We start from the raw sequence: 24991 nt of genomic DNA on the forward strand, positions 1-24991 counted from the left end.
TATCACAGTCTTGTTATCTGAGCATTGTCATTGAGCCGGACCTGAGAATAGCCCAAGGTAGAACGAATCAACCCATTTTTAACACGCTCTTCGACAAGTTGGGCATTCTGTGACGCCTTGTTACGACTCGCTTCCATGTGCCACAGATGAAAAACTTCAGTTGCGCAATAGCCATTCTTGCGCATCACCCCGCTGTGATGCAGGCGTAAGACAAAGTCAGCATCTTCATGTCCCCAGCCAATGAAGGATTCATCAAATCCATCCACCCGTTCAAAGTCAGCTTTCCACACACCCATATTGCAACTGCGAATGCCTTTCCAGGAAAACTCGCGCTCCAGGCGGCGGGGTGCATCGGACAGACGCAACAGGTGGGTGAGCTTGCTGGCATGTCCAAGCATCCGTTGCACAAGCCAGAAAAACCAGCTGCGGCCGCAAATCTGCGCTGAACCTGCCAGTACGCGCTGCGTCAGCTCAGGCGACAACAATACCCGGCTGCCATTGACAAAAAAATCGGGTTGGGCAAGCGCTTTGTGCTGCGCAATAAAGTCCAGCTCTGGCACACAATCACCATCCAGAAAAATAACATAGGAGCCGCTTGCCAGAGCCACCCCGCGATTGCGAATGCACGCTGCGGTAAAGCCAACATCAGGATGCCAGACATGCACCAACTTCAGCGCCTTGGCAAGGTCAGATTTAAATAGCGGCCGAACATGTTCGTCGCGGGAACCATCATCAGCAACAATCACTTCAAAATGTCGATCACTCTGGCGCGACAAACCGTCCAGAACGGCGAGCAGCGCGTCGCTACGGTTGTAGGTGGTGATCACCACGGAGACAAGATCGGAAGCGTTCATTTTGGACTAGACTACATCGCTGTCTTGTGCTCCTTGAGCACGTGAAACACAGAATGCTAACATCACCAATGAGCAAAATTTCCGTCTACATCATTGCCTACAACGAAGCCGAAAAGGTGGCCGCAACCATCGAGAGCGTCCCATGGGCTGACGAAATCATCCTGGTCGATTCATGGAGCACGGACGGCACACCCGAGATTGCCACCAAGCTTGGCGCCCGTGTTGTACAGGTGGACTTCAAGGGCTTCGGTGACCTGCGTAATCAGGCCATTGCAGCCTGCTCCCATGACTGGATTTTTAGCCTCGATGCTGATGAGCGCTGCACGCCCGAAGTAGCTGATGAAATCCGCGCCATTACACAAGATCCAGCGTCCGTGGACGCCTACTGGGTACCGCGCCGCAATTACTTCATGGGCCGCTGGATCAAACACTCCGGCTGGTACCCCAACTACCGCCAGCCACAGTTGTTCCGCAAAGGCCGGATGCACTATGACCTCAAGCCGGTGCACGAAGGCTATGTTCTGGACTCTGCTCAAGCCATCGGTCATCTGAAAAATGCCATCTGGCAATTCCCGTTCAAAAACATGAGCGAGGTCATGCACAAGGCCAATCGCTACTCCAGCCTGGGCGCCGAGAAGATCGTGCACAAGAAGATCAGCATGGGTTCAGCGCTGGCGCACGGCCTCTGGTCATTCGTGAAGCACTACGTTTTCAAGTTGGGCTTTCTGGACGGCTGGGCTGGCTTCGTCATCGCGCTGGGGAATTTTGAGGGTACGTTTTACCGTTATGTCAAAGCCATTGAGTTGCAAAAGGGACCCCAATGGCAGGCACCCAAATAAGCCGAAGTCAATCCATCTGGCGCCAGGGTGCAGTCCATGTTTAAGCGCCCCACCCTGAGCAATCGCACCATCTATTTCCGACTGCTCTCCTACGTCAGGCCGTACTGGAAAGCCTTTGGCCTCGCGGTGCTGGGCATGGTTGCCATTGCCACGACGGAACCTGCTTTCCCGGCCATCATGAAATATTTGCTGGATCAAGGTTTCAAAACCGAAGATGCGCGCATGGTCTGGCTCATTCCAATCGGCATCGTGGTTTTATTTTTGATCAGGGGCATTTTCTCGTTCATCACCAGCTACCTGATGACCTGGACATCAACCCGTCTCATTACCGATCTGCGGCGTGAGATGTTCGCAAAAATCCTCGTCTTGCCAGCACAGGTGTACCACGATCAATCTGCGGGAAAATTCATCTCCCGCCTGATCTATGACGTCGGCCAAATCACCGAAGCGGCCACCGGCGTGCTGATCACCATCGTGCGCGAATCCCTCACCGCACTGGCGCTGATCGCCTATTTGCTGTACTTGGACTGGAAACTCACGCTTATCACGCTGGCGATCGGCCCGCTGTTTGCGTTTATCGTCAAAGCCTTCAGCCAACGCATCCGGGCTGCCACGCGTCTGACCCTGGAATCCATCCGGCTGGTGTCACATGCCATCGAGGAGTCGGTGCTTGCAAACAAGGTCATCAAAATATTCGGCGGACAGCCTCAACAAATCGAACGCTTCCGGATCGAGACAGAGCGTCTGCGTCGCGCCATGATGCGCGAGGCGGTACCGGCATCGGCCATCACCCCCATCACCCACCTGGCAGCCTCCGTGGCGATCGCCATCATTACCTATCTGGCCTTGAGCCAAGCGACAGGCCAAGCCGGCTCGTCCCCAGGCGGATTCGTTTCCTTTATTACCGCCATGTTGATGCTGATTTCACCCATCAAGCAACTCACCACGGTCAACGCACTTTTGCAACGTGGCTTGGCGGCTTGCGAAAGCGTTTTTGCATTGCTCGATTCCCCACCCGAAGACGACAGCGGCAAACTCGAAATGAACCGCGCCCAAGGCAATCTTGAGTTTGACGGCGTCAACTTCCGCTATCCCGGAGCCGACCGCGTTGCGCTGGAAAACGTCACTATGCATATTGGCGCGGGCCAGACCATTGCCCTGGTTGGCGCCTCAGGGGGTGGGAAGACGACCATCAGCGCACTGATTCCACGCTTTTACCGCGTCACGTCCGGCCACATTCGTATTGACGGCATTGACATCAACGAACTGACGCTGGGCAGTTTGCGCCACAACATCGCGCTCGTCAGTCAGGACATCGTTTTGTTCAATAGCACGATCGAGGCCAACATTGCCTTTGGATCGCGCGACACCTGCAGCCGTGACGATGTGATCCAGGCGGCCCGTGCCGCCAACGCTTGGGACTTCATTGAACAATTGCCCGAGGGGCTGGACACCCTCATTGGTGAAAACGGCGCCAGACTCTCGGGCGGACAGCGTCAGCGTATTGCGATTGCGCGGGCGCTGCTCAAGAATGCCCCCATTCTGATTCTTGATGAAGCCACGTCAGCCCTGGACACCGAATCAGAACGGCAGGTTCAGGCGGCCCTGGCCACGCTCATGAAGAATCGCACCACGCTGGTCATCGCCCATCGGCTCAGCACCATCGAGCGCGCCGATCGCATTGTGGTGCTGGATCAGGGACGAATTGTCGAGGCAGGAAACCATGCCGAACTGCTGCGTGCCAATGGCTATTACGCCAACCTCAGTCGGATGCAAACCTGAGTCGATTGAAAAATCGCCAAGTTCTAATTTTTATCCCTTAGTCATGTGTCGACGATGGCCACCCCATGCCAGCAAGACACCCAGCGTCAAGCAAAAGAACGAACCAATATTCGCATCGTAAAGCGAAGAATTGAACAGGCAAGCAACCACCAAAGCGGCCAGTACCGACTGACCGGCTCTGGCAATGGGGGCATCCATGTTATGCAGATCCTTCATGACTGCGCCCATGAATGCCAAAAGAAGCAGAATCCCGCCCACACCGAGCTGAACACCCCACAACAAAAACTCCTGATGGGGGTTGCTAGCAACCTTGAAGGGCTCAAAATCAGTATTTTTCAGAGCTTCAATTCTGTTGTACTGCGTCGTCCAACTGCCAACACCGGAACCTGCCAGTGGTTTCTGAGCCATGGCTTCCAAGGAAGTTTTCCAGAAATAAAGCCGGACACCCGTCGAAGTGGTCGCAGCAGGTTTATCCATATAAGATGAAACCTCAGATCCGGCGGTTAGAAATCTCTGCGGTACGGCCTCAAAACTGAAAGCCAACAAGGCGATCAAAGGCGGTATGGCGACCGAGGCCAAGCGATAGCGCCTGGGCAAAGCCCAAAAAACAGCCAGCGCGATCATGGTCAGGCCAACCAGTTGTCCTGTGCGCCCCACGAATACCAAGAAAACACTCCCCAAAGCCAGCAACGAGACCGTGATAGCGCCATAAAACAGCAAGCGGTTGGGTGCCAGGGACTTTAAATGCCAAAACAGAGCAGCAAGGATTGCGCTCATGATGCTCTGATCCAGATAAGTCGAAAACACGGCAAAAAGTTCTTTGGCGTGTTTCCCAGTGGCCCAAACCACGGGCACATGAAAATACAGTAACCAGCTACTCAATAACAAAAATACCTGGAACCCCAGAAAAATTATCAGCACCAGCGTCGCTTCCTGGCGCGTTCTGATCAGAATCAACATCGCTGGAATCACCAAAAATTTCCCGTACTTTCCTAGCGCTTCCATGGAATGGTCGAAAGGCCCGGTCGTCCATAGCAAGCTGCCTGCAAACGCAGCCAATATCACCAGGATTATTTTTGGTGTCCACAAGGTTTGCCACGACGCCGGTCCCTTGGGCTGCTGCTTGTTTCGAAGCACCACAAGCAATACGGCGAAGAATAACAATAGTTTGCCGAGGCTCATGACGACCATTGATAGGCCCGCGGAAGCCGCCGCCAACGATACGACTGCAATGCGGGCATTGATACGGTTTGAATTGATGGATAGCATGAAACGACTTTAACGAAGATCAATTAGCCCGACATGAACGCTTGTCACTTCAAGTCGCCAGTCTGTATTTCAGAATAAATCTCCGCATACTCTTGCGCCACCGTGCGCCAACTCCGTTCAAATTGCGGCACGGGCTCGATACGACTTAATTGTTGATCCAGGGCTTGAACCCAGGCATCAAGTGGTGCCGCCAGCGGCAACACGGCACCTGACGCCGCCGTGACATGCGCCGCAGCACCGCATACATCAGAAATGAGCACAGGAACTTTGGCAGCCATGGCCTCACTGATGACCATGCCATAAGGCTCGGCTTTGGCGGGGTGCAGCAGGACATCAAAGGCAGCGTAAGAGGCCGCCTCACGCCATCCCATCAATTTATAGCCACCTTGCCAATCGGCAAACAAAGCTGCCACATCGGCAGCCGCCGGCCCCACCACGTACAACTGCACATTAGGTCTGCTGCGTCGTAACGCGGCAACCGTTTCGACAACCCGAGGCAAACCCTTGCGCTGCCACTCCTTGCCGACAAAACCAACAATGCCACCGTCAGGCGGAACCTGACTCGGTTCGCGCAGGGCACCAGGAACCACACCCGGAACAATCGGTTCAGTCAACTTTTGTGCCAACTCTGGATAGTAGTGCGCCAGGGACTTGCTGATGAACTGAGAGTTCGGCACCACATAGCGTGGCGTCGATAACTCGCGTCGTTCCAAAAACAATTGCATGGCAATGCGCAAGGAAATCAGGCGCCACCAGGGTTTGTCCAGAACCGTCGCAAAGGGCGGGCCATGAAAGGTTGTGATGTGGTGAATATTGAGACGTTCGTGGCTATGGATCACGCTGTTCGGACTGGGATGATCTGCCAAAAACCGTGCCACGCGCCGGCTGAAACGCAGCAAGGACAGCCAGCGTGGGCGTGGCGCTATCTCGCCCAGTTCGTAAACTGCAATGCCTTCAGGTTTCTCCAAATGGCAGCGCTCGCAAATAACGCTCACCCGATGCCCCAGTGCTTGTAGCTCGTGCGTCAATTCCCAGACGTAACGCTCCATGCCACCGACCGGCCCATAACGACGCACCACATGGATCACTTCAAGCTGGGACAAAATTTTTACCTTGCTCAAAAATGCAATGACTCAATTGCTCAGAGGCAAGAACCTCACAGCAGCACGATGTCATATTGTTCCTGCCCCATGGCACTTTCACTTTGCAAGGACACCGGCTTGCCAATAAACTCGCTCAAGCCCGCCAGATGCTGGCTTTCCTCGTCCAGGAACAACTCAATCACTTTGGGGGACGCCACCACGCGAAACTCCCTGGGGTTGAACTGGCGTGCTTCGCGCAGGATCTCGCGAAAAATATCGTAAGCCACGCTGCGTGCGGTTTTCACAATGCCTTTGCCCTCGCACACCGGGCACGGCTCGCACAGCATGTGCGCCAACGATTCCCGGGTGCGCTTGCGCGTCATCTCCACCAGACCCAGTTGCGAGAAACCACCGCACATGGTCTTGACCCGGTCACGCGCCAACTGCTTGCGAATTTCAGCCAGCACCGCCTCACGATGCTCTTCGGGCGCCATGTCGATGAAATCAACAATGATGATGCCCCCCAGATTGCGCAGACGCAGTTGCCGCGCGATGGCCTGGGCTGCCTCCAAATTGGTCTTGAAAATGGTGTCGTCAAAATTGCGCGCACCGACAAAACCACCGGTGTTCACATCGACCGTGGTCAAGGCTTCGGTCTGGTCCACCATCAAATAGCCGCCCGACTTCAATTCAACGCGCCGACCCAGCGCCTTGGCAATTTCCTCGTCGATGGCATAGAGGTCAAAAATCGGCCGCTCGCCTCTGTAATGCACCAGTTTTTGAGCCGCCGCGGGCATGAATTCCTGGCCAAAGGCCTTCATGACACCAAACTGTTCCAGTGAATCCACCTTGATAAATTGGGTGAACTCAGTCGTCAAATCGCGCAGCACCCGTTGCAACAAGCTCAAGTCCTGGTGCAGCAGTGAGGTGGCAGGCAGTTTGCTGGCAGCCTGGCGAATGCGCGCCCAGGCTTTGCGCAGGTAAGCAATGTCGTCTGCCAGTTCCTGGTCAGTGGCCTCTTCACCGTTGGTGCGCAAAATGAAGCCGCCGCCCTGCGCGCCCACCAGGGTTTCCAGCCGCCGGCGCAGCTCGTCGCGCTGCTCGGGCGGGATTTTTTGCGACACGCCCAGGTGATCGTCCTGTGGCAAAAACACCAGCATGCGCCCGGCAATACTGATCTGGGTGGACAAGCGCGCGCCCTTGGTGCCAATCGGGTCCTTGATGACCTGCACCATCAGGCTCTGACCTTCAAACACCTGTTTTTCAATCGGAATCTGGGTCGCAGCATTGCGGGCTGCCGAAATCGTCTCGCCTTCGGCGGGGGGGTGCCACACATCGGCCACATGCAAGAAGGCCGCACGCTCCAGGCCAATGTCAATGAAGGCCGACTGCATGCCTGGCAACACGCGCGCCACCTTGCCCAGATAGACATTGCCCACCAGGCCGCGCTCCAGCGTGCGCTCCACATGCAGCTCTTGCAACACGCCGTTTTCCACCACGGCCACCCGGGTCTCCTGGGGCGACCAATTGATCAAAATATCTTCTTGCATGGGCTTGGGTTTTCTTAAACTTTAGACAGCGAAGCCAAAAGCCCGCAGCAAACGGGCTGTTTCAAACATCGGCAATCCCATGATGCCTGAATAACTTCCACTCAAATGCGAAATATACGCCGCCGCCCTGCCCTGCACCGCATAGGCACCGGCTTTGCCCATGGGCTCAGCCGTGGCCACATAAGCCTGAATCTGCGCCGGCGTCATGGTCGCAAAGGTCACTCGGGAGATGGACACTGCCTGCTGGCGTTCCTGCGGCGTGCCGAGTGCGACCGCAGTCAACACCCGGTGCGTTTTGCCGGACAAGGTAGCCAGCATGCGTTCGGCATCCTTGGCATCCAGCGGCTTGCCCAAAATCGTCCGGCCCAGCGCCACCGTGGTGTCGGAACACAGCACCGGCGCTGGCGGCAAGTTGCGGTTTTGCAAACGCTGCGATGCGGCATCTAGCTTGAGTTGGGTCACACGCTGCACATACCGCAGCGGCGCTTCGTTCGGCAGCACGGCTTCCAGCGCCTCGGCATCTTCGTCAGGCGCGGGCAACAACAACTCGTAGGCCACGCCCAACTGCTCCAGCAATTGCCGGCGGCGCGGGCTTTGGGAGGCGAGATAAACAAAATGACTCATTCTCTATGGTACGGATGGTTGGCGTTAATCGACCAAGCCCGGTAAAGCTGCTCGATCAGCAGCACGCGCACCATGGCGTGCGGCAGGGTCAGGTCGGACAGGCGCACCCGCTCGTGTGCTGCCTGTCTGAAAACGGGGTCAAGCCCATCGGGGCCGCCAATCACCAGCGCCACATCGTCGCCCGACAACTGCCAATCCTTGAGCTTTCCAGCCAAAGCCATGGTGCTCAAGGCGGTACCACGTTCATCCAGCGCGACGATTCTGAAACCCTTGGGAATGGCAGCCTCAATGCGCGCGCGCTCTGCTGCCAACAAAGTTTCAAGGGATTTGGAGGCGCGGGGCTCGGTCTTGACGGCCTTCAGCTCGACCTTGAGTTCAAAGGGGAAGCGCTTGGCATAGTCGTCCCACGCTGTTTGCGCCCAGTCGGGCACGCGTTGACCGACGGCAACAATCAGCAGACGCACAGTGCGGCGTCAGGCTTTGCGCACGGCCGGCTTTTTGGCGGGTGCCTTCCTGGCGACCGTTTTGGCCGCCGATTTTTTGGCGGCGGGCTTGACCGGCGCGTTCACCACCAACGTCTTCAGGCGCGGCTTGGCCACGGCATCACCTTCCGCGGCTTTGCGCCTGGGCGTTGCAGCGGTCTTGGCGGCGGTTTTTTTGGCTGCCGCTGCCTCTGCGGCAGCCGTCTTGGCCATCTGCGCCCGGGACGGGAAGGCTTCCTGAACACCCTGCTTGGCCGCACTGGAGCGGCGCAAGCTGGCTGCCGGCTTGGCTGCTTCCTTGGCGGCCTTGGCTTTGGCAGCGCTGGGCTCAGCCATCACCACCGGTTTGGCGGCGCCAAACTTCAGGCGCACTGGTTTGTCGCCCCACAATTCTTCCAGGTTGTAATAACTACGGTAGGTGGGCTGCATCACATGCACCACGGCCTGGCCACAATCGACAATGATCCATTCGCCGTTGGCCTCACCTTCCACGCGCGGCTTGGCAAAGCCGGCATCACGCACGGCATCGATCACACTCATGGCCAGCGCCTTGGTTTGCCGGTTGGAAGTACCCGAGGCAACAATGACCCGCTCAAACAGGGACGACAGGTGCTCGGTATCAAACACCACAATGTCTTGCGCTTTCACATCCTCAAGCCCGTCCACAATGGCACGCTGCAATTTCTGCACGTCCTTTTTTTCTACCGTTGCCGAGGCCGGCTTGGCAACAGGCTTTGTCAGGGATTTGCTGGCCGCGGATATGGCGGACTTGGCAGCGGCCTTGGCCGGTTTCTTGGCAGTGCCTGGGGCAGTAGTTTTGGTAGTCATCAATGTGATTGGTAAAGGTGATGGTCGGCAATATAACGCGCAACGGGCTCAGACACCAGTGTTTGCACTGGTTGCCCATTGGCAATGTTGCTGCGAATCTGGGTGGCGCTCACGTGCAGGGCTGGCAGGCCCAAGTGCAAAAACCGCTCGGGAAACAATCTTTCAGCTTCAAACGAGTCGTTGGTATTTGATGAATGGGCACGAGTAGCTACACTAATTATAGCTAATTGAACAATGGCCTGCCATTCGTGCCAGCTGGTCAGGGCGGCGGCCTGGTCTGCTCCCATGAGCAAAAACAATTCGGCCCCGGGTTCTTCGGCCGCCATCTGACGCAAGGTGTCGATGGTGTAGCTCGGGCCAACGCGGTCTATTTCCCGCCTGTCGATGCAAATTTTGGCGACATCCCCAAAAGCCAGTTGCACCATGGCCAGCCGGTGCACGGCCGATGTCAGCTGGCGTGGTTTGTGCCAGGCATCGCCCGTGGGTACCACATGCAGGACATCCAGTTTGAGCTCGTTCAGAGCCGTTTCCAGCAAGGCCCGGTGCGCCAGGTGCGGCGGATCGAAGGCACCGCCAAACACACCGATGCGCCGTGCCTGTGGCATGTCCGGCTTCAAACCCAATCCCGGCGTACCAGGAAATCACTGTACAGCGCCGCCTCGGGCGTGCCTGGAGCTGGCACCTGTTGGTAGGCCCAACTCACCAAGGGCGGCATCGACAGCAAAATGGACTCACTGCGGCCGCCCGACTGCAGGCCAAAATGGGTGCCCCGGTCCCAGACCAGGTTGAATTCCACATAGCGGCCACGCCGGTAAAGCTGAAAAGTACGCTCGCGTTCGCCATAGGGCGTGTCTTTGCGGCGCATCACTATCGGCAGGTAGGCACTTAAAAACGAATCCCCCAAGGCCTGCATCATGGCCAGACTGGGCTCGAAGCCGAGCTCAGAGAAATCGTCAAAAAACACACCGCCCACGCCACGCTGCTCGTTGCGATGCTTCAAATAAAAATACTCATCGCACCAGGTCTTGAAGCGCGGGTATTTGTCCTCGCCAAACGGCTGCAGCGCAGACTGGCAGGTCTGGTGGAAATGTATGGCGTCTTCTTCAAAGCCGTAATACGGCGTCAGGTCCATGCCGCCACCAAACCAGCACACCTCGGCGCCATCGTGACCCTTGGCAGAAATCATGCGTACATTCATGTGCACCGTGGGCACGTAGGGATTACGCGGATGGAACACCAGCGACACGCCCATGGCCTCAAACGGCGCACCGGCCAGTTCGGGGCGATGTTGTGTGGCTGAGGGTGGTAATTTGGGACCGCTCACATGCGAAAAGCCGCAGCCGGCGCGCTCGAACACGGCGCCACCTTCCAGAATTTTTGTGATGCCCTGCCCTTGCAAGGCCTCGCCCGTGGGCTTTTGCCATGGGTCGGTCAGAAACGTCGAGCCATCCAGTTCGGCAATGGCCCCGGTAATGCGATCCTGCAAACTGCGCAGATAAGCGCTGACACGCCCGGTCGGCAAGGCCTGTGCCGTCATGCCTGCGGCCCCTTGACGGCGCGGTGACCAATGTCACGGCGGTACTGCATGCCATCAAAACGAATACCCATGGTCACTTCATAGGCGCGCTGCTGCGCCAGCCGCACGTTGTCGGCCAGCACCGTCACACACAGCACGCGCCCGCCCGAGGTCACCAGTTGACCGTCTTTTAAGGCCGTGCCGGCATGGAACACGCAGGCATCCTCTGCCGCAGGGGGAATGCCGCTGATGGCATCACCCTTGCGCGGACGCATCGGGTAGCCGTGCGCCGCCAGCACCACACCCAGGGCGGTACGGCGGTCCCATTCCAGCTCGACCTGATCAAGCCTGCCATGCGGACCCGGTTCGGTCGCTGCCATCATCACGTCGACCAGATCGGTTTTGAGTCGCATCATGATCGGCTGGGTTTCGGGGTCACCCATGCGGCAATTGAATTCGAGCGTCTTGGGGCGCCCCTGGGCGTCGATCATGAGGCCGGCATACAGGAAACCAGTGAAAGGAATGCCGTCCTTTTCCATGCCGCGCACCGTAGGCAGAATGATGTCGCGCATGGCCCGGGCGTGCACGTCGGGCGTGACCACCGGTGCGGGCGAATAGGCGCCCATGCCACCGGTGTTGGGACCCTGGTCACCATCGAGCAGGCGCTTGTGGTCCTGGCTGGTGGCCAGTGGCAAGACATTTTTGCCATCCACCATGACAATAAAGCTGGCCTCCTCGCCCTGTAAAAATTCTTCGATCACCACCCGCGGCACGGCCGCGCCATCGGCACCGGCGTTGTGCACCACGCCCAGCGCATCGTCAAGCAGCATGAAGTCCACCGCCTCATGCGCTTCAGCGATGGTGGCGGCTACCACCACGCCCTTGCCGGCAGCCAGACCGTCGGCCTTGACCACAATTGGCGCACCTTTCTGGTCGATATAGGCGTGGGCCGCTGCCGCGTCGGTGAAGGTATCAAACTCGGCCGTCGGAATGTTGTGGCGCTGCATGAAGGCCTTGGAGAAAGCCTTGGAGCTCTCCAGCTGCGCTGCCGCCTGCGTCGGACCAAAAATACGCAACCCCTGTTTGCGAAACACATCCACGACACCCGCTGCCAGCGGAACCTCCGGCCCGACCACCGTCAGCGCAATTTTTTGCGCCAGTGCCCAGGCACACAATTCGTTCACATCGGTGATCGGCACATTTTCAAAACGGTCGTCCTGCGCCGTGCCGCCATTGCCGGGGGCAAGATAGACCTTGTGCGTTTTCGGCGATTGCACCAGGCGCCAAGCCAAAGCGTGCTCGCGACCACCGCCGCCAATGACCAGGATTTTCATTCGGCGTCCAGTTCGGCGTTATGGTAGACGCCTTGCACGTCGTCCAGGTCTTCAATCGCATCAAGCAACTTTTGCATGCGTGCGGCTTCATCGCCGCTGAGCTCGATCGGGTTTTCCGGACGCATGGTGACCTCGGCCACCTCCGGCGTGAGGCCTGCAGCATCCAGCGCGTTCTTGACGGCTTCGAAGTCAGCCACCGAAGTGATCACCTCGATCGCACCTTCGTCATCGCTGATCACGTCTTGCGCGCCCGACTCGAGCGCCACCTCCATGACCTTGTCTTCCGAAGTACCCGGCGCAAAAATGATCTGGCCACAATGCTTGAACTGAAATGCCACCGAGCCTTCGGTGCCCATGTTGCCGCCGTATTTGGAGAAAGCGTGGCGCACTTCAGCCACGGTGCGCACCTTGTTGTCGGTCATGGTGTCGACGATGATGGCCGCGCCGCCAATGCCGTAACCTTCATAGCGGATTTCTTCGTAATTGATGCCGTCCAGCGACCCTGTCGCCTTGTCAATGTTGTATTTGATGCGGTCGGCCGGCATGTTGGCGGCCTTGGCCCGGTCAATGGCTAGGCGCAGACGCGGGTTGGTGGACAGATCACCGCCACCGGCACGCGCCGCCACCGTGATTTCACGGATGATGCGGGTCCAGATCTTGCCGCGTTTTTCGTCCTGACGGCCTTTGCGGTGCTGAATATTGGCCCATTTACTATGTCCTGCCACGTGAAATCCTTCAAAAGTTCGTTACGCTACTGCTTAGATTGTACTTTTGGAGCCAGACATGCCAGAACCCATCCTGATCGCCCAGCACGGCCAAATTCAATGCCATCTTCAACCCGACAAAGCCAACCGCCATGGCCTGATCACCGGCGCCACCGGCACCGGCAAAACCATCACGCTGCAAACCCTGGCCGAAGGTTTTTCCAGGATGGGCGTACCGGTGTTCATGGCCGACGTCAAGGGTGACCTGACCGGCCTGTCCCAAGCCGGCTCGGCCACCCCCAAATTGGCCAAGGTAATTGCCGAGCGCGGCCTGGAGACGCCTGAATTTGCCGCTTTCCCCACCACATTGTGGGACGTATTTGGCGAGCAGGGTCATCCGGTGCGCGCCACCGTGAGCGACCTCGGACCACTGTTGCTGGGGCGCATGCTCAACCTCAACGAGACCCAGGCCGGCGTGCTGCAGCTGGTGTTCAAGATTGCCGACGATGACGGCCTGCTGCTGCTCGACATGAAAGACCTGCGCGCGATGTGCCAGTTTGTCGGCGACAACGCCAGCGAGTTCACCACCGAGTACGGCAACATCAGCGCCGCCAGCATTGGGGCCATTCAGCGCGGCCTGATGCAGATCGAAGCGCAGGGCGGCGACCAGTTCTTTGGCGAGCCCATGCTCAACATCGACGATTTCATGCAGACCGACAACGCTGGCCGCGGCATGGTCAACATCCTGGCGGCCGACAAACTCATGAACTCACCGCGCCTGTACAGCACGTTTTTGCTCTGGATGCTCAGCGAGTTATTCGAGAACCTGCCCGAAGTGGGCGACCTGGACAAGCCCAAACTGGTCTTTTTCTTTGACGAGGCGCACCTGCTCTTCAACGACGCGCCCAAGGTGCTGATCGAACGCATCGAATTGGTGGTACGCCTGGTGCGCTCCAAAGGCGTAGGCGTCTATTTTGTGACACAAAACCCGCTCGACATTCCCGACAGCGTGCTGGCCCAATTGGGCAACCGGGTGCAGCACGCGCTACGTGCCTTCACCCCGCGCGACCAGAAAGCGGTCAAGTCGGCTGCCGACACCATGCGCCCCAATCCCGGGTTGGACGTGGGCGCCGCCATCACCGAGCTCGGCGTGGGCGAGGCCCTGGTCAGTTTTCTCGACACCAAAGGCCGTCCCTGCCCCACCGAGCGTGTCTTTGTGCTGCCACCGGCGAGCCAGATCGGACCGATCACACCTGCCCAGCGCCAGGCCCTGCTGACCGAGTCGATCGTCGCCGGGGTCTACGAAAAAACGCTGGACCGCGATTCGGCCTATGAAAAACTCAAGGGCCACGCCGCAGCGCGCGCAGCACAAGCCGAGAGCAAGGCGGCCAGCACCAGCGAGGCACCCGCAGCCCAAGGTAGCGGCATGTTCGACAGCATCAGTTCGGGCTTGGGCAGCCTGTTGGGCGGCGGCGGTGGCCGACGCACCTCAGCCGGTGAACAACTCTTCAAAAGCGCTGCCAGCTCCATCGGCCGCGAGGTTGGCCGACAGATCATCCGCGGCGTGCTGGGCGGCATTTTTGGCGGCTCCAGGCGATAAACCCAAACTTAAGGAAAGAAATACCATGACAACTCCCCAAGACCCGATGGTTCACCTCATCAACCACCCGCTGGTACAGCACAAGCTCACGCTGATGCGCCGCAAGGACGCCAGCACGACCAGTTTTCGCACGCTGCTCAACGAGCTCTCAATGCTGATGGCCTATGAGGTCACACGCGACATGCCGATGCAGGAAGTGGAGATCGAGACCCCGCTGGAAACCATGACCGCCAAGGTCATTGACGGCAAAAAACTGGCGCTGGTGTCCATCCTGCGCGCCGGCACCGGCATTCTGGACGGCATGCTGAGCGTGGTGCCCGGCGCACGCGTGGGCCACATCGGTCTGTACCGCGATCCGGCCACGCTGCAGGCGGTCGAGTACTACTTCAAGATGCCCAAGGAAATGCCGGAGCGCGACGTGGTGGTGGTGGACCCGATGCTGGCCACCGGCCACTCGGCCATCGCAGCCATCACGCGCATCAAGGCGCTACAGCCCAGGTCGATCAAGTTCGTCTGCCTGCTGACCTGTCCTGAAGGCGTCAAGGCGCTGCGCGAAGCCCACCCGGATGTGCCGATCTACACCGCGGCCATCGACCGCCAACTCAACAGCCACGGCTACATCCTGCCAGGCCTGGGTGATGCGGGTGACCGGATTTTTGGCACGCAGTAAACATTCCGGCCAAGCAGGTTCAGACCTCCAGCCACTCCCTGCGAATCGCGCTGGCTTGGCGCAATTGCTCCGGCGTGCCTTCAAAGACCACGCTGCCATGGCCCATCACGTAGCAGCGGTCGGACACGTCCAGGGCAATCGTCAGCTTTTGCTCGATCAGCAGCACCGCGATACCGCGCGCCTTGAGTTGCTTGAGGAATTGCCCCACCCCTTCAATCAATCTTGGGGCCAGACCTTCGGTGGGCTCGTCGATGATGATCAGGTCGGGGTCGCCCATCAGGGTACGGCACAGGGTCAGCATTTGCTGCTCGCCGCCGGACAGCACACCGGCCTCGGTATGCTGGCGCGCCCGCAACTGCGGAAACAGACGGTACATATCGTCCTGCGTCCAGCGGCCCGCTTTGTGGCGGTGTTTTTGACCTAACCACAGGTTTTGTGCCACCGTCAGAGTGGGAAAAATGTCCCGGCTCTCGGGCACATAGCCCAGTCCCGACTGGGCGATCTCGAAGGTTTTTTTGCCCAGCATCTGCCGACCCTGCCAAAGCAGGGAACCCTGCGCCTCGACCAATCCCATGATGGCTTTGGCGGTGGTGGAGCGTCCCGAGCCGTTACGCCCCAGCAGCGCCACAATTTCGCCCACCCCCACCTGCAGCGAAACGCCATGCAGCACATGACTTTTGCCGTAGAAAGCGTGCAGTTGTTCAACGTCCAGCATCACACCAACCCTGCCTGCGTCGCCACCAAACCCAGGTAAGCTTCCTGCACCTGCGCGTTGGCACGCACTGCCTGCGGCGTATCAAAAGCCAGCAATTCACCATAAACCAGCACGGCAATTTTGTCAGCCAGGCCAAACACCACGCCCATGTCATGCTCCACCATCAACAGGGTTTTGCCATCGGTGGCTTGTCTGATCAGGTGGATGAAACGACTGGTCTCGGACTGGCTCATGCCTGCAGTGGGCTCGTCCAGCAAAATCACATTGGCACCGCTGGCGATGGTGATGCCCACCTCCAGCGCGCGTTGCTCGGCATAACTCAGGTGCATGGCCAGGGTGTCGCGCTGCTTGTCCAGGTGCACGCTTTCCATCAAGGCTTGCGTCTGTGCATTGGCATCGTCCAGACCCGCCAGGAATTTCAGAAACGTGTACTTGTAGCCCAGACGCCAGAGCACGCCACAGCGCAGATTGTCGAACACGCTGAGCGTGGGAAAGATGTTGCTGATCTGAAAACTGCGCGCCAAACCCATGCGGTTGATCTGATACGGTTGTTTGCCGTCAATGCGGCAGCCATTGAGCAGGATCTGGCCCGCTGTGGGTGCAAAGCGGCCACTGATCAGGTTGAACAGGGTCGACTTTCCGGCGCCATTGGGGCCGATGATGCCAACACGTTCACCCGCTTTGACGGCCATGCTGATGCCGCGGATGATTTCAGTTTTGCCGAAGTTTTTGTGAACGTTTTGCAAAACCAGGGCGTCTGCAGCTTGGGTCATGACGCCTCCGGACGCTTGATGTCCAGCACCAACTGGCGCTGGCTCAACACAAACAGTCCCAGGCCGGTCAGCATGACCAGGCCCGACCCCATCCAGCTGCCGACCCCTTTGACATTGAGCGTGATCCCGATAAAAGACAACTCAGGGCCCAGTGCAGCGTCCAGTTGCAGGTGGTAGACCATTTCCAGCAGGGCGGCTGCACCCGCCAGAGAGAGCAGCCCGGTCAACCACAGCGCCAGATAACTCACCCACAGTCGCCTTGAAAAACCATGCCTGGCCGCCATGATGAGCGAGGCCACACCACCGGGCGCGACCATCACCATCACGATGAAGACCAGCCCAAGATACAACAGCCAGGCCTGGGTGAACCCGGACAGCAGCACAAACGCCAGCACCATCAGAATGGCGCCAATGATGGGACCAAAAAAGAAAGTGGTGCCACCCAGAAAAGTGAACAACAGGTAGGCACCCGAACGTGTTCCGCTAACCACCTCGGAGGTCACGATCTCAAAATTGAGTGCCGCCAAGCCTCCTGAAATCCCGGCAAAAAATGCGGCAATCACAAACGCGAGATAGCGCACCACCTGCGGGTTGTAACCAACAAAAGCGACTCGCTCCGGGTTGTCGCGTACGGCGTTCAACATGCGCCCAAGCGGGGTACGGGTAAAGGCATACATGAGCCCTGTGCAGACAAAGGTGTAGACCGCAATCAGGTAATACAGCTCGATTTGCGGGCCAAAGCTGATGCCCCATACCGGGCTGCCCGCCACCCGGTTGCCTGATACCCCTGCCTCGCCGCCAAAAAAACCCGGGAACATCAACGCCATGGCCCACACCAGTTCACCTAGCCCCAGCGTGATCATGGCAAACGGTGTGGCGGCTTTTTTGGTTGTGACCCAACCCAGCACGAGTGCAACAGCCATGCTGGAAAATCCACCGACCAGGGGAATCAAACTCACCGGCAGCGCCAGACCGTCGGTCACCTGGTTCAAGGTATGCATGGCCAGAAAGGCGCCCATGCCCGAATACACAGCATGGCCAAAACTGAGCATACCGCCCTGCCCCAGCAGCATGTTGTAGCTCAGACAGACGATGATGGCAATGCCCATCTGGCTCAACAATGTCTGGCTCAGACTGCTGGTAAAAATCATGGGCGCCAACGCCAGCATGAATGCATACAGGCCCCACACCACGGTGCGCCCCATCAGTCGCCCCGCGTGCCCAGCAAACCCCTGGGCCGAAAAATCAGCACAAGCACCAGCAACAGATAGGGCAGGATCGGGGCCACCGACACGTCCAGGCCCACGGCAAAGGTCTGCATCAGGCCAATCAGCAGTGAAGCCAGAAATGCCCCGCCCAGCGAACCAATGCCACCAACCACCACCACCACAAAAATGATGCCCCCCACTGCCATGGCCATGCCCGGCTCGGTGACAAAAGCATTGCCGCCCAGCACACCCGCCAGACCTGCCAGCGCGCAGCCACCACCAAACACCCACATGAACACACGCGGCACGTTGTGGCCCAGCGCCTCGGCCATCCCGGGGTGCGTCAAAGCCGCCTGGATCACCAGCCCGATGCGGCTGCGCGTCAGCAGCAACCACAGGGCTGCCAGCATCAGCAAGGCAACCACCATCATGAAGGCACGGTAGAGCGGGAACTGGGTGTCGAACAGCGTCAGCAACGGTCCATCCAGCGCCACCGGCACGCGGTAATCCACCGAACTGCGCCCCCACACGAGTTGCACGATTTCAAGAATGAGGTAACTCATGCCAAAGGTGATGAGCAGCTCGGCCACATGGCCAAACCGGTGCACCCGGCGCAGCACAAAGCGCTCAAACAAGGCCCCCAATCCGCCAACAACCAATGGCGCCAATACCAGTGCCGGCCAGAAACCTAGCCACCCTGTCACGCTGTAGCCAAAGTAGGCGCCCAGCATATAAAACGAGGCATGGGCAAAGTTGAGCACCCCCATCATGCTGAAAATCAGCGTTAGCCCCGAGCTCAGCATAAACAGCAGCAGCCCGTAGCTGAGGCCGTTGAGCAATGAAATGGTGAAGAATGCCATGCGAAATTTAAAGGGTCATGTGCGGTATTCGGCCGGATGCGGCTGGCTCGCAAGGACAGAAAGTTTTGTCAGCGCAAATCTGTCAGCGGGTATCGTACCGCCAAACCAGTCATCTTCCAGGCATGGCCAACAAGGTAAAGAAGTCCCGGTCGGACTGCAACATGTGTCCCGCCACCAGCTCGAATACCAGGAACCTGATCAATTGACCCTCGGCACCAGCTTCATCAGGCGCATCATGCAACTGCTCATAGAGTGTTTTGGCACGGGTCAAAAGCACCTGGTGCTGCTCCGAGTGACGGGCCAAATCGGCAAACCCGAGCCCTTGCAGAATAGCTTCTTCATGGGCAAAATGCATCACTGTGTGATTCAGTAGTGACTGATAAGCAGCTTCAAACGCCTGCGGAGCCTGATGCCGCAAAACCACCTTGTCGAGCAGCGTATTGGCCAGCAGGAACAATGTTTCATGCTCCTCATCAAGGACAACATGACCACTTTTAAACGCTTCTTTCCAGCGCAGGTGGACATAAGATGCCGCAACGACAGTCTCTGCCTCGCGGTGCGACTCTGCCACCACCGGCAAACACAGGTAGACCGCATTACGACCGCTTTTCTTGGCTTGGTACATGGCCTCGTCACCCAGGCGCAGCAGATCTTTCTCAGTCCCGCCATGGTCCGGGTACAAGGCCACTCCGATGCTTGACGAAATACTCAACACCATGCCCTTGTCGGTCACAAACTCCTGAGCCAGCGCATGGCGGATTTTTTCGGCCACCAGCACCGCGACCTCGCTGTTTTGCTGGTCAGGCAGCAAGACGACAAACTCGTCCCCCCCCATGCGCGCAGCGGTATCCGAGACACGCAGGCAGCCCTGAATACGCTGTGCAACAGCCTGCAACAGCCAATCGCCCACCTCGTGGCCCAGTTCATCGTTGATGGGCTTGAACTTGTCCAGATCAATAAACAACAGTGCCAAGCGGGTGTTGGTACGGCGCGCACGCATCACCTGTTGCGACAAACGCTCCAGCGCCAGGCGCCGATTGGGCAAAGCGGTCAATGGGTCATGAAAAGCCAGTTCCCGCACCTGTTGCGCCATCTGGGTGCGCTCGGTAATGTCTTCCAGAGATACCACTGCCGCCTGTCGGTCTTCACCCTCCAGCGGCGTCACGCTCATGCTGAGCCAGCGCTGCTGCGCAGGGGAATGGGAAGCGTATTCAAGGTAGAACCGGGGTATGTGTCCAGCCAGTACCGCGTGGATGCCGTCCTGTGCCGTCATGTTGTCCCGCGCGATGGCATCAGCTTCCATGAGCTGGCACGCCGCCAGAAAATTGCTCCCGACATTCATGTCGAGACTGTTTTGCCGTGGTTCCCCAGCGCCCTCTATCTCATTGCGCCGCCAGGCTTCATTCACTTCGAGAATCACACCGTCATGGTCCAGCACGGCGATTTCCGCAGCTACCGAGTTGAGCACCGCCTGATTGAACAATTCCCGTTGTTTCAAGGCTTTTTGCTGCTGCGCCAAAGTATCGAGCAGCCGATTGAAACCACCCACCAGATGACCCACTTCGTCGTTCAGCGCCACGGGCAGGGCTTGTGGTGCCTGGTTTTTGCGCACAAAGCCGTCCATCGTATTGACGGCCGCAGTCATGGGAGCCAACTGGCGGCGCAGCATCAACCAGATCAAGGCCAGGCAAAGCAGAAGCAACACCAAACCCGCCAGCCTGGCGCGTGGCTTGATGGTTTCGATCAAGGAAAAAGTTTCTTCGGGGGGAAGCGTGATCGCAGCGTACCAATGGGCCATGGGAATTTGTTGAACGCTGACCAGCAGATCCCCGTCTTTCGGATCAATCACCCGTGCCGTGCCCTCAAATCCCTGCATGAAGCGATCTATAGATGTGCTCACACCAGGCGCCGGCAACTTTTCAAGCAAGCGCGTCGGTTCGGACGTGGCAAAAATCAGTCTTTGACTTGCATCCACCAGGAAAAAATTGCCCCGCTTGCCATAACGATGCGAGGTCAATTGACTCAAAAAATTGACATCATCCAGCAGCACCACACCTGCCAAAGCACCGGTGACATCGCCCACAGGGCTGCGAACGGGCACAGCCATGGCAAACCAGGCCGTTTTCAGCTTGTTGTTGACCTGAATCTGACCAATGACCGCCTGTCCGTCGTGGAGCACCCGCGCCAACTCCTCTGGCGCAAGGGCTGGCGTGACCAGACCGCCCGGCAAAAACTGCACATCAGCTTGCAACACCCCTTGCTGGTTCCATAGCCTGGCACCGCCATTGAACGGTCCGGCCAGAAACGACTGCTCCTGCAAGAAAGCCTGTAACGCTGCCGGGTTTTGCTGCATGATTGATGTCACCCGTAAGGCCACCGTATCCAGGGTTGCCAACCGGTTGCGCAAGCCGAGATTGACCTCGGAAGACAACAAGTTCAAAGCCGAGCGCTGTTGCTGACCGGTATAAAGCAGCAATTCTTCCCGCAACAAACTCTTGCTGTAAAAAGCCAATAGCAGAAAGCTCAACACCACGATGAGCGATGTCATCAGCGTGACTCGGGTTTTGAGAGATTGCGGCAAGAAACGGTGAGGCAACATAAAGAGGAAGGTTCCAGCCGACAAAGGCCAAGTAACGAGATGTTACGGGATAAATCAAATGGATGCCCCTGCAAACATTGGGTTTGAGCTTTGCACGACACAATTCACCCATGAACGCTCTGATCCAGCCTTGCCAAATCAGCCATACCGGCCTGGTCTGGAACAACCATTTCCACCGCCTGGGGCCTGATTTTTACACCTCGCTGGCCCCGCAAGGCATGCCGGCGCCCTACTGGGTCGGTCGTTCTTTTGCAGTGGCAGAGATGCTGGGGTTACCAGCCAGTCAACTGCAATCCGATGCACTGCTACAGGCATTGGCGGGCAACCAGCCCATCGGCGGCACCCAACCGCTGGCCAGTGTCTACAGCGGCCACCAGTTTGGCCACTGGGCCGGGCAACTGGGCGATGGCCGAGCCTGCCTGCTGGGCGAGATCAACGGCCTGGAGGTTCAACTCAAAGGATCGGGCCTGACGCCCTACTCGCGCATGGGCGACGGCCGGGCCGTATTGCGCAGCAGCATCCGCGAATTTTTGTGCAGTGAAGCCATGCACGGTTTGGGCATCCCGACCACACGCGCCCTGTGCGTGGTGGGGTCCGACGAGAAAGTGGCGCGCGAAACCCTGGAAACCGCAGCCGTGGTGACACGCGTAGCTCCCAGCTTTATCCGTTTTGGCCATTTTGAACACTTTGCCGCGCGCAACCAGTTAATGCAACTCAGAACGCTGGCCGACTATGTGCTTGCACGTTATTACCCGGACTGCCAAACCGCCAGCCTGCTTGCCGCCAACCCCTATGCCAATTTGCTGATGCAGGTGACCGAACGCACCGCTGTGATGGTCGCGCACTGGCAGTCGGTGGGCTTTTGCCACGGTGTCATGAATACCGACAACATGAGTATTTTGGGCCTGACCATCGACTACGGGCCATTTCAGTTTTTGGATACCTATGACCCGGGACACATCTGCAACCACACCGACCGCGGTGGGCGTTATGCTTTTGACCGCCAGCCCGAGATTGCCCACTGGAACCTTTATGCGCTGGCGCAGGCGCTGATGCCGCTGATCGAAGACAAAGCCTTGGCCCTGCAGGCCCTGGACACCTTCAAACCGGTGTTTGAGCGCACCTGGCAGCAGCTGATGCGCACCAAATTGGGACTGGTGGCAGGCAACGACAACCCTGCCGATCACCCCCTGCTGCAGGACCTGATGGCCTTGCTGACGCAAGACCGGGTCGATTACACCCTGTTCTGGCGCCGGCTGAGCCAGGCGGTTGCCAGTCAGCAGTTTGCGCCGGTGCGCGACCTGTTTCTGGACACTGCGGCCTGGGATGCCTGGCTGCTGCGCTATGGCGCGCGCCTCGCTGGTGTTGATCAGGACGAGACGGCGGCATTGATGCTCAAAACCAACCCCAAATATGTGCTGCGCAACTACCTCGGCGAGCTGGCCATCGAAGCCGCCAAAGGCAAGGATTTCTCAATGGTCGCCCATTTGCTGACTCTGCTGGAGCGTCCTTTCGACGAGCATCCCGCGTTCGAAACTTATGCCGGCCTGCCTCCCGACTGGGCAAGCCGGATCGAGATCAGTTGCAGTTCCTGAACACGCCGATACATTTCAATTCAAACGAGACCGTCATGCCTTTCAAAATTCAGAAAACCGATGTCGAGTGGCAAACCATCCTGCAAGCCAAAGGCGCTGAACCTGTGGCTTACCAGGTCACGCGCCATGCAGCCACCGAACGCCCATTCAGCGGCAAATATGAAGCGCACCAGGCCGACGGCAGCTACCACTGCATCTGCTGCGATGCCAAGTTGTTTGACTCCAACACCAAATTCAACGCGCACTGTGGCTGGCCGAGTTTTTCTCTGGCTGTCCCGGGTGCCATCGAAGAGATTACCGACCGCAGCCTGGGCATGACTCGCGTGGAAACGGTGTGTGCCCAATGCGGTGCCCACCTCGGCCACGTCTTTGACGACGGCCCTGCCCCCACCGGCCTGCGCTACTGCATGAACTCGGCTTCGTTAAACTTCAGCCCTACATGAAAATACTGATCGATTTTTTTCCCATCCTGCTGTTTTTTGGCGCCTACAAGATGTACGACATCTACATTGGCACCGGCGTGCTGATGGCCGCCACCGTGCTGCAAATGACGCTCATCTACGGCATTGACCGCAAATTGCAGGCCATGCACAAGATCACGCTGGCCCTGGTGCTGATGTTTGGTACCCTGACCCTGGTGCTGCATGACGACCGTTTCATCAAATGGAAACCAACGGTGCTCTACGCCGCCATGGCGATTGCGCTGGCGGTGGCGGTCTGGATTTACAAAAAGAATTTTTTGAAGATGTTGCTGGGCAGCCAGTTGTCCCTGCCGGAGCCGGTGTGGATGCGCCTGAACATCATGTGGATCGCTTACAGCGCCTTTATGGCGCTCATCAACGCCTATGTGGCGGCCTACTACAGCACCGAAGCCTGGGTCAACTTCAAGCTTTGGGGCTATGCTTTCCCGCTGATCTTCATCGTCGGCCAGGGTTTTTATATTTCACGTTATCTGGTGGCTGACGACACCAAAACCCCAACACCATGAACCAAGCTCCCACCGCCGCGCAACTGCAGCAACGCCTGCAACAGGTCCTGCAACCGAGCCAACTCGAGGTGATCGACGAGAGCCACCAGCACCACGGCCATGCCGGCGCCAACGGCACCGGCTTTGGCAGCCACTTCCGGGTGCGCATCACGGCTGGGGCTTTTGCCGGCAAGTCCGCCGTGGCACGGCACCGGCTTGTGTATGATGCGCTCCAAGATTTCATGGATCAGGGCTTGCATGCCCTGGCCATTGAAGCCCAAACACCAAAAGTCTGACGGCCGAGGTCGACAATTTCGCTTTTCTTTTTAAATTATTTGCAGGAAATTTGCATGAAAAATAAACTGGTATCAGGTCTTGCCCTGGCAGCCTTTCTGGGTGGTATGTCTACCGTGGCTGTGGCACAAAATGTGGCCATCGTTAATGGCAAGGCCGTTCCTCTGACACGTGTGGAAGTCTTGAGCCAACAGGTGGCGCGCTCTGGCCGCCCGGTCACGCCAGAAATCCAGCAGCAGATCAAGGACGAAGTGATCGCGCGCGAAATCTTCATACAGGAAGCCCAAAAATTAAGCCTCGACACCACGGTCGACTTCAAAAACCAGATGGAACTGGCGCGCCAGACCATCCTGATCCGTGAATTGTTCGCCAATTACCAAAAAACCAACCCAGTCACCGATGCCGACATCCAGGCTGAATACGACAAGTTTGCAGCCGCCAACAGTGGCAAAGAGTACCGAGCCAGTCACATTCTGGTAGAAAAGGAAGCCGATGCCAAGGCGATCATTGCCCAGCTCAAAAAAGGTGGCAAGTTTGAAGAAATCGCCAAAAAATCAAGCAAAGATCCAGGTTCTGGCGCCAAGGGTGGTGATCTGGACTGGGCACCTGCCGGCAACTATGTGGCCGAATTTGCCAGCGCTTTGACAGCCCTGACCAAAGGTCAGTTGACCGAGACTCCGGTCAAGTCCCAGTTCGGCTTCCACATCATCCGCCTGGATGACGTGCGCGATACCCAATTGCCCAAGCTCGAAGAGGTCAAGCCACAAGTATCGCAACAACTTCAGCAGCAAAAGCTGACCCAATATCAGGAAAACCTGCGCAAAAAAGCCAAGGTTGAATAAACCG

General features: G+C 58.0%; 25 protein-coding genes. 9 read left to right on the forward strand and 16 right to left on the reverse strand.

Going from position 1 to position 24991, the window contains the following annotated elements; genetic code table 11:
• Positions 1–2 precede the first annotated feature (2 nt).
• Entirely contained in the window at positions 3–854 is an 852-nt protein-coding gene (locus tag NDJ10_RS08800) for a glycosyltransferase family 2 protein (protein WP_296161252.1), read from the reverse strand.
• Between the two features lie 68 nt (positions 855–922).
• Between NDJ10_RS08800 and NDJ10_RS08805 the strand changes: the two genes are divergently transcribed.
• Positions 923–1693 (forward strand): glycosyltransferase family 2 protein, encoded by a 771-nt coding sequence (locus NDJ10_RS08805; protein WP_296161254.1) that lies wholly within the window; start codon positions 923–925, stop codon positions 1691–1693.
• A 36-nt stretch (positions 1694–1729) separates the two neighbouring features.
• Positions 1730–3475: a lipid A export permease/ATP-binding protein MsbA gene (gene msbA, locus NDJ10_RS08810; protein WP_296161256.1), complete on the forward strand. Its 1746-nt coding sequence runs from the start codon at positions 1730–1732 to the stop codon at positions 3473–3475.
• A 30-nt stretch (positions 3476–3505) separates the two neighbouring features.
• On the opposite strand, the gene NDJ10_RS08815 is transcribed toward msbA, so the two are convergent.
• From NDJ10_RS08815 to NDJ10_RS08860, 10 genes are read right to left on the reverse strand one after another with little or no spacing between them, the layout of a single operon-like run.
• Positions 3506–4744, reverse strand: a complete 1239-nt coding sequence (locus tag NDJ10_RS08815) for an O-antigen ligase family protein (protein ID WP_296161257.1) — start codon at positions 4742–4744, stop codon at positions 3506–3508.
• Positions 4745–4788: 44 nt separating this feature from the next.
• Complete coding sequence (locus NDJ10_RS08820; RefSeq protein WP_296161259.1) at positions 4789–5847, reverse strand: glycosyltransferase family 4 protein; 1059 nt, start codon at positions 5845–5847, stop codon at positions 4789–4791.
• Positions 5848–5900: 53 nt separating this feature from the next.
• Positions 5901–7376, reverse strand: a complete 1476-nt coding sequence (gene rng / locus NDJ10_RS08825) for a ribonuclease G (RefSeq protein WP_296161261.1) — start codon at positions 7374–7376, stop codon at positions 5901–5903.
• Positions 7377–7397: 21 nt separating this feature from the next.
• Positions 7398–8000, reverse strand: a complete 603-nt coding sequence (locus tag NDJ10_RS08830; RefSeq protein ID WP_296161262.1) for a Maf family protein — start codon at positions 7998–8000, stop codon at positions 7398–7400.
• Entirely contained in the window at positions 7997–8464 is a 468-nt protein-coding gene (rlmH, locus tag NDJ10_RS08835; protein WP_296161264.1) for a 23S rRNA (pseudouridine(1915)-N(3))-methyltransferase RlmH, read from the reverse strand. The genes NDJ10_RS08830 and rlmH overlap by 4 nt, the downstream gene beginning before the upstream one ends.
• A 9-nt stretch (positions 8465–8473) precedes the next feature.
• Positions 8474–9310: a ribosome silencing factor gene (gene rsfS / locus NDJ10_RS08840; protein WP_296161265.1), complete on the reverse strand. Its 837-nt coding sequence runs from the start codon at positions 9308–9310 to the stop codon at positions 8474–8476.
• Complete coding sequence (nadD, locus tag NDJ10_RS08845) at positions 9310–9915, reverse strand: nicotinate (nicotinamide) nucleotide adenylyltransferase (RefSeq protein WP_296161266.1); 606 nt, start codon at positions 9913–9915, stop codon at positions 9310–9312. Before nadD ends, rsfS begins: the two co-directional genes overlap by 1 nt.
• 8 nt (positions 9916–9923) lie before the next feature.
• A complete protein-coding gene (gene hemF / locus NDJ10_RS08850) occupies positions 9924–10847 on the reverse strand; it encodes an oxygen-dependent coproporphyrinogen oxidase (protein WP_296161268.1) in 924 nt (307 codons plus the stop codon).
• Positions 10844–12160 carry a phosphoribosylamine--glycine ligase gene (purD, locus tag NDJ10_RS08855; RefSeq protein ID WP_296161269.1) on the reverse strand — a complete coding sequence of 439 codons (1317 nt, stop codon included), beginning with the start codon at positions 12158–12160 and terminating at the stop codon, positions 10844–10846. The genes hemF and purD overlap by 4 nt, the downstream gene beginning before the upstream one ends.
• Positions 12157–12885 (reverse strand): YebC/PmpR family DNA-binding transcriptional regulator, encoded by a 729-nt coding sequence (locus NDJ10_RS08860; RefSeq protein WP_296161272.1) that lies wholly within the window; start codon positions 12883–12885, stop codon positions 12157–12159. Before NDJ10_RS08860 ends, purD begins: the two co-directional genes overlap by 4 nt.
• A gap of 58 nt (positions 12886–12943) precedes the next feature.
• Here NDJ10_RS08860 and NDJ10_RS08865 point away from each other — a divergent pair, with 58 nt between their 5' ends.
• Together NDJ10_RS08865 and upp are read left to right on the forward strand one after the other, a co-directional pair.
• Positions 12944–14464 (forward strand): helicase HerA-like domain-containing protein, encoded by a 1521-nt coding sequence (locus NDJ10_RS08865; RefSeq protein WP_296161273.1) that lies wholly within the window; start codon positions 12944–12946, stop codon positions 14462–14464.
• Between the two features lie 25 nt (positions 14465–14489).
• Positions 14490–15134, forward strand: coding sequence for a uracil phosphoribosyltransferase (gene upp / locus NDJ10_RS08870; protein WP_296161274.1), 645 nt, complete (start codon positions 14490–14492; stop codon positions 15132–15134).
• A gap of 19 nt (positions 15135–15153) precedes the next feature.
• Here upp and NDJ10_RS08875 read toward each other — a convergent pair whose 3' ends face one another.
• From NDJ10_RS08875 to NDJ10_RS08895, 5 genes are all read right to left on the reverse strand, one after another.
• Complete coding sequence (locus NDJ10_RS08875; RefSeq protein ID WP_296161275.1) at positions 15154–15849, reverse strand: ABC transporter ATP-binding protein; 696 nt, start codon at positions 15847–15849, stop codon at positions 15154–15156.
• The gene (locus tag NDJ10_RS08880) at positions 15849–16622 is read right to left on the reverse strand and encodes an ABC transporter ATP-binding protein (protein WP_296161278.1); all 774 of its coding nucleotides are present in this window, start codon (positions 16620–16622) and stop codon (positions 15849–15851) included. The genes NDJ10_RS08875 and NDJ10_RS08880 overlap by 1 nt, the downstream gene beginning before the upstream one ends.
• Entirely contained in the window at positions 16619–17827 is a 1209-nt protein-coding gene (locus NDJ10_RS08885; RefSeq protein ID WP_296161279.1) for a branched-chain amino acid ABC transporter permease, read from the reverse strand. The genes NDJ10_RS08880 and NDJ10_RS08885 overlap by 4 nt, the downstream gene beginning before the upstream one ends.
• Positions 17827–18690, reverse strand: a complete 864-nt coding sequence (locus NDJ10_RS08890; protein WP_296161280.1) for a branched-chain amino acid ABC transporter permease — start codon at positions 18688–18690, stop codon at positions 17827–17829. The genes NDJ10_RS08885 and NDJ10_RS08890 overlap by 1 nt, the downstream gene beginning before the upstream one ends.
• 109 nt (positions 18691–18799) lie before the next feature.
• Positions 18800–21238, reverse strand: coding sequence for a diguanylate cyclase (locus tag NDJ10_RS08895; protein ID WP_296161282.1), 2439 nt, complete (start codon positions 21236–21238; stop codon positions 18800–18802).
• A gap of 161 nt (positions 21239–21399) precedes the next feature.
• Here NDJ10_RS08895 and NDJ10_RS08900 point away from each other — a divergent pair, with 161 nt between their 5' ends.
• Genes NDJ10_RS08900 through NDJ10_RS08920 form a run of 5 tightly spaced genes read left to right on the forward strand, consistent with a single transcriptional unit; the run spans position 21400 to position 24987 of the window.
• Entirely contained in the window at positions 21400–22884 is a 1485-nt protein-coding gene (locus NDJ10_RS08900) for a protein adenylyltransferase SelO (protein ID WP_296161284.1), read from the forward strand.
• A gap of 35 nt (positions 22885–22919) precedes the next feature.
• Positions 22920–23327, forward strand: coding sequence for a peptide-methionine (R)-S-oxide reductase MsrB (gene msrB, locus NDJ10_RS08905; protein ID WP_296161286.1), 408 nt, complete (start codon positions 22920–22922; stop codon positions 23325–23327).
• A complete protein-coding gene (locus NDJ10_RS08910; RefSeq protein WP_296161289.1) occupies positions 23324–23872 on the forward strand; it encodes a septation protein A in 549 nt (182 codons plus the stop codon). The genes msrB and NDJ10_RS08910 overlap by 4 nt, the downstream gene beginning before the upstream one ends.
• Positions 23869–24147 (forward strand): BolA family protein, encoded by a 279-nt coding sequence (locus tag NDJ10_RS08915; protein ID WP_296161291.1) that lies wholly within the window; start codon positions 23869–23871, stop codon positions 24145–24147. The genes NDJ10_RS08910 and NDJ10_RS08915 overlap by 4 nt, the downstream gene beginning before the upstream one ends.
• Before the next feature lie 54 nt (positions 24148–24201).
• Entirely contained in the window at positions 24202–24987 is a 786-nt protein-coding gene (locus tag NDJ10_RS08920) for a peptidylprolyl isomerase (protein ID WP_296161293.1), read from the forward strand.
• Positions 24988–24991: the final 4 nt, after the last annotated feature.

Source organism: Rhodoferax sp. (assembly GCF_023700745.1).
Classification (GTDB): domain Bacteria; phylum Pseudomonadota; class Gammaproteobacteria; order Burkholderiales; family Burkholderiaceae_C; genus Rhodoferax.

Excerpts from the sequence above, each read along its gene's own strand:
- NDJ10_RS08800 (WP_296161252.1), bottom strand. The coding sequence starts at position 854 with ATGAACGCTTCCGATCTTGTCTCCGTGGTGATCACCACCTACAACCGT.
- NDJ10_RS08805 (WP_296161254.1), top strand. The coding sequence starts at position 923 with ATGAGCAAAATTTCCGTCTACATCATTGCCTACAACGAAGCCGAAAAG.
- msbA (WP_296161256.1), top strand. The coding sequence starts at position 1,730 with ATGTTTAAGCGCCCCACCCTGAGCAATCGCACCATCTATTTCCGACTG.
- NDJ10_RS08815 (WP_296161257.1), bottom strand. The coding sequence starts at position 4,744 with ATGCTATCCATCAATTCAAACCGTATCAATGCCCGCATTGCAGTCGTA.
- rng (WP_296161261.1), bottom strand. The coding sequence starts at position 7,376 with ATGCAAGAAGATATTTTGATCAATTGGTCGCCCCAGGAGACCCGGGTG.
- NDJ10_RS08830 (WP_296161262.1), bottom strand. The coding sequence starts at position 8,000 with ATGAGTCATTTTGTTTATCTCGCCTCCCAAAGCCCGCGCCGCCGGCAA.
- rsfS (WP_296161265.1), bottom strand. The coding sequence starts at position 9,310 with ATGACTACCAAAACTACTGCCCCAGGCACTGCCAAGAAACCGGCCAAG.
- nadD (WP_296161266.1), bottom strand. The coding sequence starts at position 9,915 with ATGCCACAGGCACGGCGCATCGGTGTGTTTGGCGGTGCCTTCGATCCG.
- hemF (WP_296161268.1), bottom strand. The coding sequence starts at position 10,847 with ATGACGGCACAGGCCTTGCCGACCGGGCGTGTCAGCGCTTATCTGCGC.
- purD (WP_296161269.1), bottom strand. The coding sequence starts at position 12,160 with ATGAAAATCCTGGTCATTGGCGGCGGTGGTCGCGAGCACGCTTTGGCT.
- NDJ10_RS08865 (WP_296161273.1), top strand. The coding sequence starts at position 12,944 with ATGCCAGAACCCATCCTGATCGCCCAGCACGGCCAAATTCAATGCCAT.
- upp (WP_296161274.1), top strand. The coding sequence starts at position 14,490 with ATGACAACTCCCCAAGACCCGATGGTTCACCTCATCAACCACCCGCTG.
- NDJ10_RS08875 (WP_296161275.1), bottom strand. The coding sequence starts at position 15,849 with ATGCTGGACGTTGAACAACTGCACGCTTTCTACGGCAAAAGTCATGTG.
- NDJ10_RS08880 (WP_296161278.1), bottom strand. The coding sequence starts at position 16,622 with ATGACCCAAGCTGCAGACGCCCTGGTTTTGCAAAACGTTCACAAAAAC.
- NDJ10_RS08885 (WP_296161279.1), bottom strand. The coding sequence starts at position 17,827 with ATGGGGCGCACCGTGGTGTGGGGCCTGTATGCATTCATGCTGGCGTTG.
- NDJ10_RS08890 (WP_296161280.1), bottom strand. The coding sequence starts at position 18,690 with ATGGCATTCTTCACCATTTCATTGCTCAACGGCCTCAGCTACGGGCTG.
- NDJ10_RS08895 (WP_296161282.1), bottom strand. The coding sequence starts at position 21,238 with ATGACATCGCTCATCGTGGTGTTGAGCTTTCTGCTATTGGCTTTTTAC.
- NDJ10_RS08900 (WP_296161284.1), top strand. The coding sequence starts at position 21,400 with ATGAACGCTCTGATCCAGCCTTGCCAAATCAGCCATACCGGCCTGGTC.
- msrB (WP_296161286.1), top strand. The coding sequence starts at position 22,920 with ATGCCTTTCAAAATTCAGAAAACCGATGTCGAGTGGCAAACCATCCTG.
- NDJ10_RS08910 (WP_296161289.1), top strand. The coding sequence starts at position 23,324 with ATGAAAATACTGATCGATTTTTTTCCCATCCTGCTGTTTTTTGGCGCC.
- NDJ10_RS08915 (WP_296161291.1), top strand. The coding sequence starts at position 23,869 with ATGAACCAAGCTCCCACCGCCGCGCAACTGCAGCAACGCCTGCAACAG.
- NDJ10_RS08920 (WP_296161293.1), top strand. The coding sequence starts at position 24,202 with ATGAAAAATAAACTGGTATCAGGTCTTGCCCTGGCAGCCTTTCTGGGT.